This is a genomic window from Hymenobacter sp. BT559, assembly GCF_016427535.1.
Lineage (GTDB): Bacteria > Bacteroidota > Bacteroidia > Cytophagales > Hymenobacteraceae > Hymenobacter.
The window spans coordinates 95,056-108,321 of the sequence record NZ_JAELXV010000006.1 but is presented as its reverse complement, the minus strand read 5'-3'; the positions used below and the strand labels follow the sequence as shown (position 1 = coordinate 108,321).

Here is a 13,266-nt window from a genome sequence, read left to right as displayed (position 1 = left end):
GTACGGTTTGGGCGTGCGCTAGCTGGCGGCTTAAAGTCGCAGGATTAGCAATCGATTGTGCAGGGTGTAAAAAGAGCGGCTGCTGGGAACCTAGGGCAGCTCAATCATGGCCTTGATGACCCCAGTGGTGGGGTCGAGCCAGGAAGCAAACTCCGCCTTTACCTCGCCAAAGCCCGTGCGGTGCGTGATGTAAGTAGTAGGCTTCACCAGGCCCTGCTTCATAGCGCTGATGACGTGCTCGAAATCTTGGCGCGTAGCGTTTCGGCTGCTCATGAGCGTAGCCTCGCGCTTGTGGAACTTGGGGTGCGAAAAGCTGAGTTCGCCCTTTTGCAAGCCCACCAGCACGTAGCGCCCGCCGTGGGCTAGATAAGCAAAGCCCTGGTTGATAGCCCCTAGGCTGCCCGTGGCGTCGATAACGACGGTGGGCATGTCGCCACCGGTGATGGCTGCCAGCTGCGCCGCCACGTCGGTGCCGCGAGCGTTGATGGTGTGCGCCACACCTAGGCGCTCGCGGCAAAAGGCGAGACGCTGCTCATTCACATCGAGGGCAATAACCTGGCCGCCCGCTATGCGAGCAAACTCCATGATGCCGAGGCCAATGGGGCCGGCACCCACCACCAGTACCCACTCGCCGGGCTGCACGTCGGCCCGGCGCACGCCGTGGGCTCCAATAGCCAGCGGTTCCACGAGGGCCAGCTCGTCGAAGCCCAGGCCCTGGCCGTGCACCAAGGCGGTGGCGGGCACGGCCAGCAGCTCGGTCAGGCCGCCATCGACGTGCACGCCGCACACCTGCATGTGCACGCAGCAGTTAGGCTTGCCAGCGCGGCAGGCCACGCAGTGCCCGCAGTTGAAATAGGGGATGAAGGTCACGGCGTCGCCCACAGCAAAGCCTTCGGCGCCGCCCGTGTCTACCAGCTCGCCGGCCAGCTCGTGGCCCAGCACCCTAGGGTAGACGAAGAAGGGCTGGGTGCCCTCAAAGGCGTGCAAATCGGTGCCGCACACGCCCACCCGCCGGATGCGCAGCAGCGCCTGGCCCGGCTGCGGCACGGGGGCAGGCCGGTTGTCATAGGCAAAGTGACCAGGCTCGGTGCAGACTAAGGTATTCATAGCTCAGAAAGTAATAGACAAGGAAAATAGGCAGGTTTAGTGGGCCGTGGAGAGCGTAAGCTGCTTCACCGAGCTGTTGCGCAGTGCGAAGCCCAGCACCACCAAGAAGCACAGCGCGGGCACCAGGTAAGCCGTTTGGATGGTGCTAGCGTCGGATACGTGCCCCATCACCACCGGTAGCACTGCCCCGCCCGCAATGGCCATCACGAGCAGCGCCGAGCCATCTTTGGTGCGGCTGCCCAGCCCCCGAATGCCCAGCGAAAAAATGGTGGGGAACATGATGGACATGAAAAACTCGACCCCCAGCAGCGCATACACCGCCCCCGTGCCGTGCAGCGTGGTGGCCAGCACCAGCAAGCCTATGTTGAATATGCTGTAGAGGGCCAGCAGCCGCGCCGCCGGCACAAATCGCATCAGCACGGTACCTAGGAAGCGCCCGGCCATGAATCCAAACAAGGCCACTGCTAGATACTGCGCGGCCAGTTTCTCTTCCATGCCCGCTACGCTGCTGGCAAAACGGATGAAAAAGCTGCTCACGCACACCTGCGCCCCCACGTAGAAAAACTGCGCCCCTACGCCAAATAGTAGGTTTTTTTGCTGCCACAGGCCCCCCTCGTCGGTAGTGGCGGCTTCTTCCTCGGCCAGGGCGGGCAGGGGCGTGCGCCACAGTAGCAGCGCAATGAGCAGCACGAAGCCCCCGATGAGCAGGTAAGGCACCTGCACGGCCGCAGCCTCGTGGTCGAGGTAGGCTCCTAGGTTGGCCAGCGACAAGGCGGCCAGCTGCGCGCTACTCGGGCTCTTGCCCGACAAAATGAAAATGCCGCCCAGCAACGGGGCCAGCGTGGCCGCCAGGCCATTAAACGACTGCGCAAAATTCAGCCGCTGCGTAGCGCCCTCGGGACTGCCCAGGCCGGTGATGTATGGGTTAGCCGCCGTTTCGAGAAACGTAAGGCCCGAGGCTATGACGAACAGCGCCCCTAGGAAAAAGGCGTAGGAGCGCAGCGCCGCCGCGGGGTAGAATAGCAGCGCCCCCAGCGCAAAAAGCCCTAGGCCCAGCAGCATGCCGCCCTTGTAGCCAAAGCGCTTCATAAACTGCCCGGCCGGCAGCGCCAGCAGAAAATACGCCAAGTAGGAGGCCGAGTCGATGAGCGCCGACTGCCCGTCATTAAGCTGGCAGGCTTTCTTGAGGTGCGGAATCAGAATCGGGTTCAGATTCAAGGCAAAGCCCCAGAGAAAGAACAGGCAGGTTATTAGGCCAACAGCAAACGTAGTAGAGCGGGCAGCGGTCACGGGTGGGGCAAAGGAGAGAGTAAAGAAAAATCGGAGCGGCGCAAGGGGCTATGCCGCGCGGCAGCCAGCCGCTAAAGCGGCTAAGGGCAACCTAGGCGCCCAGCTTATAGATGCGCTCCAGCAGCTGCCATTTTTCGGCAGCGGTGGCGTCAGCGGTAGTTTGCTGAAAAGGTGCTACCAGCGCTTCCCACTCGGCTTGGCGGGGCTTGGTCGCCAGCGTCTGCATGGCCTGGTCGTGGTCGAAATCGGGCACCGTATCCATTAGCATGAAGGCTTGATTGCCCGCTAGGTAAATCTCCATATCCACAATACCCACCTCACGCATGCCCTGCGTGATTTCGGGCCAGGCGGCCCCGGGCGCGTGCAGGCGGCGGTAAGTGGCCAGCAACTCGGCGTCGGCTTGCAGGGGTAAGGCTTTGCAGTAGCGCTTGAATGGGGCCGGGCGGGCGTCTTCGAGGTAGGACATGAGCAAACGAAGGTATAGGTTTTAGGAGTTGTCCCAGGTTTCGCCTAGCACGGGGTGCAGCAGGGCGCGTACCTCGCGTAGCAGGTCGGGGTCGGGCGGCGTGCTGGCCCACTCAATATTTTGCCGCATGAGGCGCGGGCAGGCGGCACTGACCAGGGTAGTGGACACGCCGGGGTGGCTCACGGCAAACTGAATGGCCAGTTGCTCAATGGGATAGCCACGGTCGGCGCAGAGGGCTGCGGCGCGCTGTGCGTGGTCTTTAAGCGTGGCCGAGGCCGGGTGCCAGGCCGGCGGCCCTTGGGTCGAGAGCAGGCCCATCGCTAGCGGCGCAGCATTGATAACGCCTACCTCACGCTCCCGAAAATAGGCCACGTGTTTGCCTAGGGTGTCGTCGTTGAGGCAATGATGACAAAAGGAGAGCACTGTGTCGAGGGTGCCGGCGGGCACTCTGTTGAGGATATAGCGCAGCTTGGCCAGCGGCAGGCCCGTTATGCCTATGTAGCGCACCTTGCCGGCCGCCTTGAGGCCCTGCAGGGCCGGAATAGTTTCGTGAACTACCTGCTCTAAGTCGGCAAATTCCACGTCGTGCACGCTCAGTAGGTCGAGGTAGTCGGTGTGCAGGCGCGCCAGGCTTTCCTCCACGCTCTGGGTTACGCGCGCGGCGCTATAGTCCCAGGTTTTCACGCCATCATGGCCGTAGCGGCCTACTTTGGTGGAGAGCATGTATTGCGGCCTAGGCAGGGTGCGCAGGGCCTGACCCAGCACGGTTTCGGCCTTGGTGAAGCCGTAGTAGGGTGCCACGTCAATAAAATTGACGCCTTGGTCCACAGCCTCGTGCACCGTGCGGATGCCCTGTGCCGGGTCGATGTCGGCAAACACTCCGCCGAGGGCCGAAGCCCCTAAGCTTAAGAGCGATACGTGCATATCGGTACGGCCAAGTTGGCGGTAGTGCATGGGTGGGAATAGCTAGATTGGCTAGAAGAGAATTGCCTCCTAAGAGGCAGTAGTGGCCAAAGCTAGTATGCTAAAAACAACTGTTTATCAAGTTATTGTAATTTTTTCTCCGCAAAGCTTTGCGCAAAGCTTTGCGGAGAAAAAATAGTTAGTACCGGGTTACAACCCTTTTTCGGCAGGAAATACGGTTGAGCTGTGGCGGGTTAGTCGTTGGTTCAGCTTACATGTGCCGGGTGGCCTGTATCATTACCTTATTATTACTCCAAAAACAATCGCCATGAGCAAACGCCCCGTTTCGCTGAAGACGCTGGCCCAGGCGCTCAACGTGTCGATATCCACCGTGTCGCGCGCCCTGCGCAACCACCCCGACATTGGCCCCGAACTGACGCAGCGGGTGCAGCAGCTGGCTCAGGAACTGCACTACAGCCCTAACCCGCTGGCCATGGGCCTGCTCAAAAATGCCACCCGCATTATCGGGGTTATTGTGCCCGCGCTGGTCACGCACTTCTTCGCGTCCATCATCAGCGGCATCGAAAGTGTGGCCATCGAGCACGGCTACTACATCGTAATCCGGAGCAGCGACGAGAGTTTCGAGAAAGAGCAGGAGTGCTTATCCAACCTGCTGCAACTGCGCGTGGAAGGCATTATTATGTGCTTGTCGCAGGAAACGCGCACCTACGCGCACTTCGACGCGCTGCTGGCCGCCGGCACGCCGCTTGTGTTCTTCGACCGGGTGTGCCGCTCCAATGAGGTGCCTACTGTAGTGGTTGACAATCAAGCGGCGGCCTGCCGCATCACGCGGCATTTTGTAGCTCAGGGCCGGCGGCGCATTGCGCACATTGCGGGGCCCCCGGCGCTCAACATCAGCCAAGAGCGGGTGGCGGGCTACCGCGAGGGTCTGGCAGCTGAAGGCCTGGCCTTCGATGCGCAGCTGCTCGTGCCCTCCGACCTAAGCGCCGAAAGTGCCACGGCCGCCACCCAACTGCTGCTGGCGCTGCCGCAGCCGCCCGATGCCATCTTCGGCGTGAACGACACTACTGCCTTCGCCGCCATGAAGGAAATCAAGCGGCAGGGCCTGCGCATTCCGGCTGATGTGGCGCTGGTGGGCTTCACCGACGAGTACCATGCCACGGTAGTCGAGCCGATGCTCACGTCCGTGATGCATCCCACGTTTGAGATGGGTCGCACGGCGGCGCTGCTGTTTTTGGAGCAGGCCCAGGGCCAGGTGCCCCCGCGCCAGGTGGTGCTGGCCACGCAACTGGTCGTGCGCGAGTCGTCGGGGCAAAAAAGCTGACCTAGGGCTTACTCCGCCGTCAGCTCTAGCACGTGGCTGGTCAGGGGCTTGGCCTCTCCGTTGTTTAGTAAGATGCCTACTTTCATGAGGTAGTCGCCAGTGTACGTTTGGCCGCTGGCGCGTACTTCTGGCTTGCGGCCGGGCATCAGGTTGAGTTCGGTGAGGCGGTAGCGGCGCGCCGGGTCGAGGCCTTGCAGCCGCACGGGCAGCACCGTTTCGTGATAGCGTGGGCGCAGGTCGTAGCCAAAGAGCACGGCCTTGTCTTGCTGTGGCGCCACGTACATCAGGGCCGCCTGGTTGCTCTCGTAGGGCGAACGCAATTTGAATAGGTCGCCCTGCCAGATAACGGGGCTCAGGCGCTTGTAGTCTTTCACTGCCTGCTGGCTGAACTTCAGCTCGTCGGGCGTCATCTTGCTCACCTCTATGTCGTAGCCAAGCTTGCCCATCATGGCCACGTCGGTGCGAAATTTTAGGCTCTGACTCTGGTTCCAGTTTGTGACGTGGCTCGCCAACGTATTGGAGGGGAAGAAATTGAGGAATCCCCACTGTATGTACACCCGCTCTAGCGCGTCAGTGTCATCTGAGGGCCAAAACTCGGTGAAGTACTTCAGCCCGCCGTAGTCGGCCCGCGCGCCGCCGCCCGAGCACAGCATCATGGGGGTGTGCGGATACTTTTGGCGCACCCGGTCGAGCACGCGGTAGAGGCCGCGCACATAGTCCACGTACAGATGCGACTGGTCTTTGCCTAGGTGTTGCGAATAGGCGTTGGTCAGCATGCGGTTGCAGTCCCACTTGAGATAGGCCGCGCCCTGGCTGAGCTGCGCATCCACGATGCCGTACACGAAGTCCTGCACCTTCGGATTGGTGAGGTCCAACACAAGCTGATTGCGGTAATAGTCCTCGGGGCGGCTTGGTAGTTTCAATATCCAGTCGGGGTGCTTCTCGTAGAGCTCGCTCTTGGGGTTCACCATTTCGGGCTCTATCCAGATGCCAAACTTGACACCCTCCTTGGTGGCCGTTTGCACGAGGTGGCCTACGCCATTGGGCAGCTTGGTTTTGGTGGGCTGCCAGTCGCCGAGGCCCTGGGTGTCGTCTTTGCGCGGGTACTTGTTGCCAAACCAGCCATCGTCGAGCAAAAACATATCGACGCCGAGCTTGGCCGCGTCGCCCATCAGGGCATCGAGCTTGGGCTCGTTGAAGTCGAAAAATGTGGCTTCCCAGTTGTTCAGCAGCGTGAGGCGGGGCTGGGTGCCATCGAGGGTGCCGCCCTGCTGGCGCGCCCAGCGGTGCAGGTTGCGCGAGGCCTGGCCCTTGCCCTGGGTGCTGTAGGTGAAGATGAACTCGGGCGTGGTGAAGGGCTGGCCGGCCGGCAGCGTGTACTCCGAGGCGTAGGGGTTGATGCCGGCCGACAGGCGCAGCATACTCTCGTTATCCAGCTCGAAGGCTAGCCGGAAGTTGCCGGTCCAAGCTAGGGTGCCGGCTAGCACGTCGCCGGTGGTTTCGGTGGCCGGGTGGTCGGGCGCCAGAAAGAAGGACGGGGTCTGGTACATGCCCGCGCGGGTGCCGAGCTTGGTATCAATAACCTTTACGCCGCTCGTGAGCGGGCTTTCTTGCTGTTGGGCTTCCTCGGCCCAGTCGCCGTGCAGCTGGGTCAAGTAGTACTGGTGCGCATCGAGGTGCAGCATGGCCGAGGCGTAGTTGGTGAGTACCACCGGCTTCTTTTCACGGTGCACAATCTCGGTCCAGGTCTTGATAACGTCCTCGCGCTGGTAGGCCACGAAGTGCAGCTGCACCTCCACCGGGTAGAGCGGGTCGCGCAGGCGGATGGTCGTGTTGGTGACGCCTTCGCCGGCTTTGCTAGTCTGCACGTCGGCGTACTGCAAGGCCAGCGCGGGGTTGCCATCGGCGTGCACCACGCGCAGGGCAGGCTCAAACAGGTTGTCGGTGCCGGCCGGCGGGTAAGCCTCGTGGCGCTGCGGTAGCTGCTGGTACTCGGCCGCCGTGGCCAGCTTGGGCCCTAAGTAGGTCTGGTAAAGCTTCTGGCGCTGGCCCACGGCCAAGACCAAGCTCACGTGCTCAGTTTCGATGACGATGGGCGAGGTAGATTGCGCCACAGCAGAAAACCCAACTAGTAGGAAAGAGAGCCCGCTAAGAGCACGTAGACGAAGTAGTCGCAAGGGAAGAGACCTAGGGGTGGGAAATAACTGTAGCTTGGATTTTGCAGTCCGAGCGCGAGCGTAGCTCGCATCCACGTTCGGTTACGTACCAGACGCGGGATGCTCGCTGCGCTCGTCCTCGGACTACAAAGTCCAAGCTACTCTGAATAGGGTGCTAAATAACGGGTTACTTAGTCAACTTCGGCCCCGAGATGCGGTAAAAGCCCGCCCCGTGCCGCCGTATGAAAGGCACAAACTCGGTGGTAAACTTGCCCACCTGGCGGCCGCTCCACAGGTCTTGCACAATGCAGCCGGGCGCCAGCCCTAGGTCGGCCAGCGCCACAGGCACGCGCACCGAGTCGGCCGGGGCGGGTTGGTAAGGGCTTTTGGTGAATACCAGCGCTTGAAAAGTACCCCCTGTATTCTGCCCCGCGGCGGCCTGGTCGAGGCCCACCGTGGCTTGGAAGCGCGTGTAACCGGCCGGCAGCGTGTACTCAATTACGGAGTTGGCGTGCGTGCCGATGCCGGCCGGATACGTCTTGCCCGCTACCACGAGCGGGCCGCCGCTCACGCTTTTGTTCAGGGTAGTTTGGCCCCAGCCGGCGCTGGCCTTCTGCCAGGGTAGCTCGGTGAGGGACATGGTTTTGGTGCCATTGCTGAGCACGGGAGCCAGCCAGTCGGCGTGGTCCCAGGCGGTGCCATCGTCGCCGCCGCGCACGCTCAGGTACAGCTTTTGAGCACCGGTGATGTCTACGTCGAGCGTAGCCTGCGGCGTCTGGCGATTGATAAGCGGGCTCTTAGCCGCGGCCTGGCTGGCGGGCGCTAGTTCCTGGTCCTGAGCATTGAATACAGCCAGGTATTTGTCGCCCGTTTTGGGGTCGTCGGCGGTCCAGGCCACAAGGTCGCCGCGCCGAAACAGCTGGCGGTTGTTGGTGCTGCTTTTGTTCACGGCCAGCACCCTAGGGTTGGTAAGCAGAGCTAGCGTGGCGGGCGTGTTGCTGGGCAGGTCGCCGCCAAACATGAGCGGCGAGCGGAAGATGCTCCACAAGGTCATGAGCGTGCGCTGCTCGTCGGGGGTGAAGCGCGTTTGGCGGTCGTCGCCGCGCTCAGCCCGGATGCCCAGGCGGCCCAACGGCAGCATGTCAGCATCGGGCCAGGCCCCGGTCATGATGTAGGGCGCCCAGCGGTTGCACACTTCGAAGTGCTCCTTGAGCTGCTCCCACGAGTCCCAGAAGTCGCCCACCGTGCGCCACATATTAGCGTGCTGCTGCGCGTGCTTGGCGTCGGCAATCGGCGTCTCGCCCGGCGACATGCTGAACACGATTTGGCGGCCCGTGCGGTCAATGGCCTTCCGAATCATCTCAATCTCACCGGTGTGGTAGGGCTCCGAAAGGTCGTCAATCTTCACAAAATCAACGCCCCAGCTCGCGTACAACTCAAACAGCGAGTTGTAGTACTCCTGGGCGCCGGGCTTGCCGGGCACCACCGTGTACATGTCGTGCAGCCACGCCGCCTGGCCTTCCTTGCTGTGGATGGCGTCGGCCGTAAGCTTGGTACCCTTGATGGGCAGCTTGCGCTGCACCGCTATCACGGGCACGCCGCGCATAAGGTGAATGCCAAACTTCAGCCCCTTGGCGTGCATGTAGTCGGCCAGCGGCTTGAACCCCTTGCCGCCCGCGGCCGACGGAAACCGGTTGGGCGCGGGCACAAAGCGGCCGTACTGGTCAATGTTCCAGTCGGGGTTTTTCTCGTTGTAGCCGTGGGCCGTGTCGTTGCCCACGTACCAGCGAATGTCTACCACCACATACTCCCAGCCGCTGTCTTTCAAGTTTTTGGCCATGTAGTCAGCGTTGGCCTTGGTCTCGGCTTCCGTCACGGTGGGGCCGTAGCAGTCCCAGCTGTTCCAGCCCATGGGCGGGGTAGGGGCCCACTGGTGAAAATCGGTTTTGAGGGGGGCTTTTTGGGCCAGGGCCGGGCTAGCTAGCGCTAAGCTACCTAGGGCAATGCTTAACCATTTTTGGGTCAATGACATAAGGTAAAGGCAAGGGCAATAAAAAGGCCAGCCGAAGCTGGCCTTTTAGTGGCAGAAAGGGCTATTTCTTAGCCGGCACGCGTAGCACCGTGAATGAGTTGGGAGCTAAAGTGTAGCTCAGTGTGCTGCCTTTCACGGCGAAGGTTGATTCCTGCGGCGCTAGCTTTTTAGGCTCCTTCAAGCTGTTTTGCGTTTGCAGGTCGTCGCTGGCCATGGTTTGGGCGCGGCCAGTTTTGCCGAGGCCTTTGGCACCAGCTAGGTTGATGCTGACGGGGCGCGGGCTGGTAGAGTAATTCACCAGCTTCACCACCACCTCGCCGGTAGGCTCATCGGTTACGGCGCTGGCGAAGAGGTTATCGGTGCCGTTTTTGGCCCCGCCGGGCATGGTTACGGGCAGGACTTTGGTGCCTTTGTTGAGGGCGTACAGCTTCTGCACGTAGTAGCTCGGCGAGCCGTAGGAGTTCAGGTTATCAAACCAGATGAGGTCGGGCGTCCACTGCCAAGCGTCCACGTTGGCAAACAGCGGAGCGTAAGAGGCCATGCCCACCACATCGGCGTTGCGCTCAAGGCCGGTCATGAAGGCGGCTTCCGAAATGGCACAGTCCCAGGTGTTTTTATTTTCCTGGCTGCCGATAGCCCCGCTCTGGGCGGCATACTCGCCGGCGAAGATTTTGGGGCCGCCACGGGCGTACTTGTCGTAGCGGTCTACGTGCTGCCGAAACCAGTCGGCCTTGGCGTAGTAGTGCTCGTCGATGTAGTCGGCCTTGAGCTCACCTAGGCGCTTGCTGGCAGTGTCAAACAGCTCGCCATCGGGGCTGGGGCCGGCGCTGCTTACCAGGTCGATGTTGGGGTATTTGGCCTTTATAGCCTTGGCAAAGGGCACGTAGCGCTCGAGGTACTGCGGCCCCCACTGCTCGTTGCCCACGCCTATCATCTTGAGGTTGAAGGGAGCAGGGTGGCCCATGGCGGCGCGCTTGGCGCCCCAGGTTGAGGTGGCCGGGCCGTTGGCAAACTCGATGAGGTCGAGCGCGTCCTGAATGAACATGTCCAGCGACGGGTCGTCGGTGGCGTGGTCGTGGGGCGCAGTGCCAGCGTTAGGGCCGCCTTTGGTGCTGGCGGTACCCATCGGGGCTAGCTCGCCCGAGTTGTACTGGCAGGCCATGCCCACGTTCAAAATGGGCAGTGGCTCGGCGCCAATGTCTTCCGAAAGCTGGAAATACTCAAAGAACCCGAGGCCAAACGACTGGTAGTAGTCGGGCGTCGAGCGGTGCCGAAACTCCATATTCCAGCGGTTTATCAGCGGCAGGCGGGCGGCCACGTCACCGATGGTTTCCTTCCACTGGTAGCGCTCCGACAGTGTGCGGCCTTCTACGATGCAGCCGCCGGGGAAGCGCAGGAAGCCCGGCTTCATGTCCTTGAGTAGCTGCACTAAGTCGGTGCGCAGGCCGTTGGGCCGCTGATTCCAGGTGTCTTTCGGAAACAGCGATACTACGTCTAGGTCCACCGTGCCGGTGCCGTTGAGCACCAGCTTAAGGTGCGCCTTGTTCTGGGTGCCAGTGGCCTTAAGCACGGCCGTGTACTGCTTCCACTCATTGGTGAAGCCGCTCACAGCTACCTGGCCTAGGTTTTCGCCTCGCTGGCCTACTATCGTGGCCGTGAGGCCACTAATGTCACCCGCGCCGCGCCGGGCGTAGAACGAAAGCTTGTACTCGCCGCCCTGCTTCACGCCCATGCCCCGGAAGCCTTCGTTTTCGATGCCGGCCTCGCCGCCTGCCCCGTTGCGGGTAGTCAGGCGCAGGTAGTGGGGGTTGCTCTGGTTGTTGATGCCCTGCTCGTTGCGCACGGCGTAGGTATCGAGGTTGGCACCGCCACCCAGGGCCCGCCAGCCCATCAGGCGAGCGTCGGTTTCGAACGACTTGTTCTTCACCAGCTCGGGATACAGCCCGCCGTCGGCAGCGAAGTTGATGTCCTCGAAAAACAGGCCGTACATGTTCTTATTGACGGCCGCGCCGGGCTTGTTGACCTGCACCGTGAGGCTGGCCGGGGCTGCCGACTGCGCGCTGGCCCCTAGGGTACCGAGCAACGCCAGGCCGGTAGCCAAGGCGGGAAAGCGAGTAATACTAATCATAACAAAGTGGGGATGGGTGGGAACTGGTCGTATAAGCCCGTACCGGCGCGAGTTTAGCGCAGCGTAACTCGTGCCGGACCATGACGTGGAGGCTGTGCCTCCACTGCCGCGCCAGCGGCATTACTTGTGCTTGCGCGGTACCTAGGCGGCCTAGCTGAAGAGCTGCTGTCCAGGCGCGGGCTTACCGCTAGCGCAGCAGTGGAGTTGAAAACTCCACGTCATGCCAAGGCACGAGTTACGCTGCGCTAGACTCGCGCCAGCGCAGCGTAACATGCCTATAAATTAGCCTTTGAAGGCTACTTCGTTGAAGCGCAGCTCATTTTTGAACGTGCGCAGCTTGGTGTCTTCATCGATGATGAGGTACTCAATCCCAGCCATCTCGGCGAAGTCCTCTAGGTACTCGCTGGTCAGGTTTTGACTGTAGCCGGTGTGGTGGGCACCACCGGCCAAAATCCAGGCGGCGAGGCCGGTTTTCATGTCGGGATGTACTTTCCAGAGCACGCGCGCTACGGGCAGGTTGGGCAGGTCTTGCTCGGGCGCTACGGCCTCCACAGTGTTCACAATCATGCGGAAGCGGTTGCCCATGTCCACGATGGTCGCGTTGAGGGCCGGGCCAGCGGGGCAGTTAAACACCAAGCGAACCGGGTCTTCTTTGCCGCCGATACCTAGGGGGTGAATCTCAGCGCGCACCTTGCCTTCGGCGATGGTGGGGCAGATTTCTAGCATGTGCGAACCTAGGACTTGCTCGTTGCCGGGGGCAAAGTGGTAGGTGTAGTCCTCCATGAAGGAGTTGCCGCCGGGCAGGCCGGCGCCCATTACTTTCATGGCGCGTACCAGAGCCGAAGTCTTCCAGTCGCCCTCGCCGCCGAAGCCGTAGCCATCGGCCATCAAGCGCTGCGTGGCGATGCCAGGCAACTGCTTCATGCCGTGCAGGTCTTCGAAGGTATCGGTGAAGCCCTTGGCGTTGCGGTCGGTCAGGAACTTGCGCATGCCCAGCTCGATGCGGGCCGCGTCGCGCAGGCTTTCGCGCTTCTCGCCGCCTTCTTTCAGGTTGTCGCCTAGCTCGTACTCTTGCTCGTAGGTGGCTACCAAGCCGGCAATTTGCTCGTCGGTCACGGCGTTTACCTCGGCCACTAGGTCGCCGATGCCGTAGGTGTTCACTTCGTAGCCAAACTTGATTTCGGCCTCTACCTTGTCGCCTTCGGTCACGGCTACATAGCGCATGTTGTCGCCAAAGCGCACAAATTTGGCACCCTGCCAGTCGGCCCAGGCGCTCGCCACGCGGCTCCAGATGCTGAGGCGCTCGCGCACATCCTCGCTTTGCCAGTGGCCCACGATAACCTTGCGGCTCAGGCGCATGCGCGAGCCGATGAACCCAAACTCGCGGTCGCCGTGCGCCGATTGGTTGGTGTTCATGAAATCCATGTCAATGGCATCCCACGGAATGTCGCGGTTGTACTGCGTGTGCAGGTGGGCCAGCGGCTTTTGCAGGATTTTCAAGCCGTTAATCCACATTTTGGCCGGCGAGAAGGTGTGCATCCAGGCAATCAGGCCCACGCAGTTTGGCGTGTTGTTGGCCTCCTGCATGAGCTTGTAAATCTCCTGCGGGCCCGTCAGCACCGGCTTGTACACGATGTTGATGGGCAACTTGGTGCCCAGCTCTTTCGCGATTTCTTGCGAATGGCGGGCTACTTCCTCCAGGGTTTCGGGGCCGTAGAGGTGCTGGCTGCCAGTGATAAACCAGGCTTCGTAATTTGAAATATCAATCATAAAAGTTGCGCGGACTTTGTAGTCCGCGTTTGAGTTTTTTGGGAATGAACAGTCGGAACGCGGACTACA

The 13,266-nt window shown here is 61.4% G+C and carries 9 protein-coding genes; 1 reads left to right on the top strand and 8 read right to left on the bottom strand.

Going from position 1 to position 13,266, the window contains the following annotated elements:
- Nucleotides 1-90 precede the first annotated feature (90 nt).
- The 4 genes from JAO77_RS18470 to JAO77_RS18455 all read right to left on the bottom strand — a co-directional run bounded on the left by JAO77_RS18470 (nucleotide 91) and on the right by JAO77_RS18455 (nucleotide 3,817).
- Complete coding sequence (locus tag JAO77_RS18470) at nucleotides 91-1,107, bottom strand: zinc-binding alcohol dehydrogenase family protein (RefSeq protein WP_198991916.1); 1,017 nt, start codon at nucleotides 1,105-1,107, stop codon at nucleotides 91-93.
- A 36-nt stretch (nucleotides 1,108-1,143) separates the two neighbouring features.
- On the bottom strand, nucleotides 1,144-2,397 hold the full coding sequence (gene fucP / locus JAO77_RS18465; RefSeq protein WP_198991915.1) for an L-fucose:H+ symporter permease: 1,254 nt from the start codon (nucleotides 2,395-2,397) through the stop codon (nucleotides 1,144-1,146).
- Nucleotides 2,398-2,488: 91 nt separating this feature from the next.
- Nucleotides 2,489-2,863: an L-rhamnose mutarotase gene (locus JAO77_RS18460; protein ID WP_198991914.1), complete on the bottom strand. Its 375-nt coding sequence runs from the start codon at nucleotides 2,861-2,863 to the stop codon at nucleotides 2,489-2,491.
- Between the two features lie 21 nt (nucleotides 2,864-2,884).
- Nucleotides 2,885-3,817 (bottom strand): aldo/keto reductase, encoded by a 933-nt coding sequence (locus JAO77_RS18455; protein ID WP_198991913.1) that lies wholly within the window; start codon nucleotides 3,815-3,817, stop codon nucleotides 2,885-2,887.
- Nucleotides 3,818-4,094: 277 nt separating this feature from the next.
- Here JAO77_RS18455 and JAO77_RS18450 point away from each other — a divergent pair, with 277 nt between their 5' ends.
- On the top strand, nucleotides 4,095-5,111 hold the full coding sequence (locus JAO77_RS18450; protein ID WP_198991912.1) for a LacI family DNA-binding transcriptional regulator: 1,017 nt from the start codon (nucleotides 4,095-4,097) through the stop codon (nucleotides 5,109-5,111).
- 8 nt (nucleotides 5,112-5,119) lie between these two features.
- Here the strand turns inward: JAO77_RS18450 and JAO77_RS18445 are convergent, their stop codons facing one another.
- The 4 genes from JAO77_RS18445 to araA all read right to left on the bottom strand — a co-directional run bounded on the left by JAO77_RS18445 (nucleotide 5,120) and on the right by araA (nucleotide 13,197).
- The gene (locus tag JAO77_RS18445) at nucleotides 5,120-7,225 is read right to left on the bottom strand and encodes an alpha-galactosidase (protein WP_198991911.1); all 2,106 of its coding nucleotides are present in this window, start codon (nucleotides 7,223-7,225) and stop codon (nucleotides 5,120-5,122) included.
- A 229-nt stretch (nucleotides 7,226-7,454) separates the two neighbouring features.
- Nucleotides 7,455-9,299, bottom strand: a complete 1,845-nt coding sequence (locus JAO77_RS18440; protein ID WP_198991910.1) for an NPCBM/NEW2 domain-containing protein — start codon at nucleotides 9,297-9,299, stop codon at nucleotides 7,455-7,457.
- Nucleotides 9,300-9,360: 61 nt separating this feature from the next.
- The gene (locus JAO77_RS18435; protein WP_198991909.1) at nucleotides 9,361-11,427 is read right to left on the bottom strand and encodes an alpha-L-arabinofuranosidase family protein; all 2,067 of its coding nucleotides are present in this window, start codon (nucleotides 11,425-11,427) and stop codon (nucleotides 9,361-9,363) included.
- Nucleotides 11,428-11,709: 282 nt separating this feature from the next.
- Nucleotides 11,710-13,197 (bottom strand): L-arabinose isomerase, encoded by a 1,488-nt coding sequence (gene araA, locus JAO77_RS18430; RefSeq protein WP_198991908.1) that lies wholly within the window; start codon nucleotides 13,195-13,197, stop codon nucleotides 11,710-11,712.
- Nucleotides 13,198-13,266 lie beyond the last annotated feature (69 nt).

Coding starts and splice junctions, on each gene's coding strand:
- JAO77_RS18450 (WP_198991912.1), top strand. CDS start 4,095: ATGAGCAAACGCCCCGTTTCGCTGAAGACGCTGGCCCAGGCGCTCAAC.
- JAO77_RS18435 (WP_198991909.1), bottom strand. CDS start 11,427: ATGATTAGTATTACTCGCTTTCCCGCCTTGGCTACCGGCCTGGCGTTG.
- JAO77_RS18455 (WP_198991913.1), bottom strand. CDS start 3,817: ATGCACTACCGCCAACTTGGCCGTACCGATATGCACGTATCGCTCTTA.
- JAO77_RS18440 (WP_198991910.1), bottom strand. CDS start 9,299: ATGTCATTGACCCAAAAATGGTTAAGCATTGCCCTAGGTAGCTTAGCG.
- araA (WP_198991908.1), bottom strand. CDS start 13,197: ATGATTGATATTTCAAATTACGAAGCCTGGTTTATCACTGGCAGCCAG.
- JAO77_RS18470 (WP_198991916.1), bottom strand. CDS start 1,107: ATGAATACCTTAGTCTGCACCGAGCCTGGTCACTTTGCCTATGACAAC.
- JAO77_RS18460 (WP_198991914.1), bottom strand. CDS start 2,863: ATGTCCTACCTCGAAGACGCCCGCCCGGCCCCATTCAAGCGCTACTGC.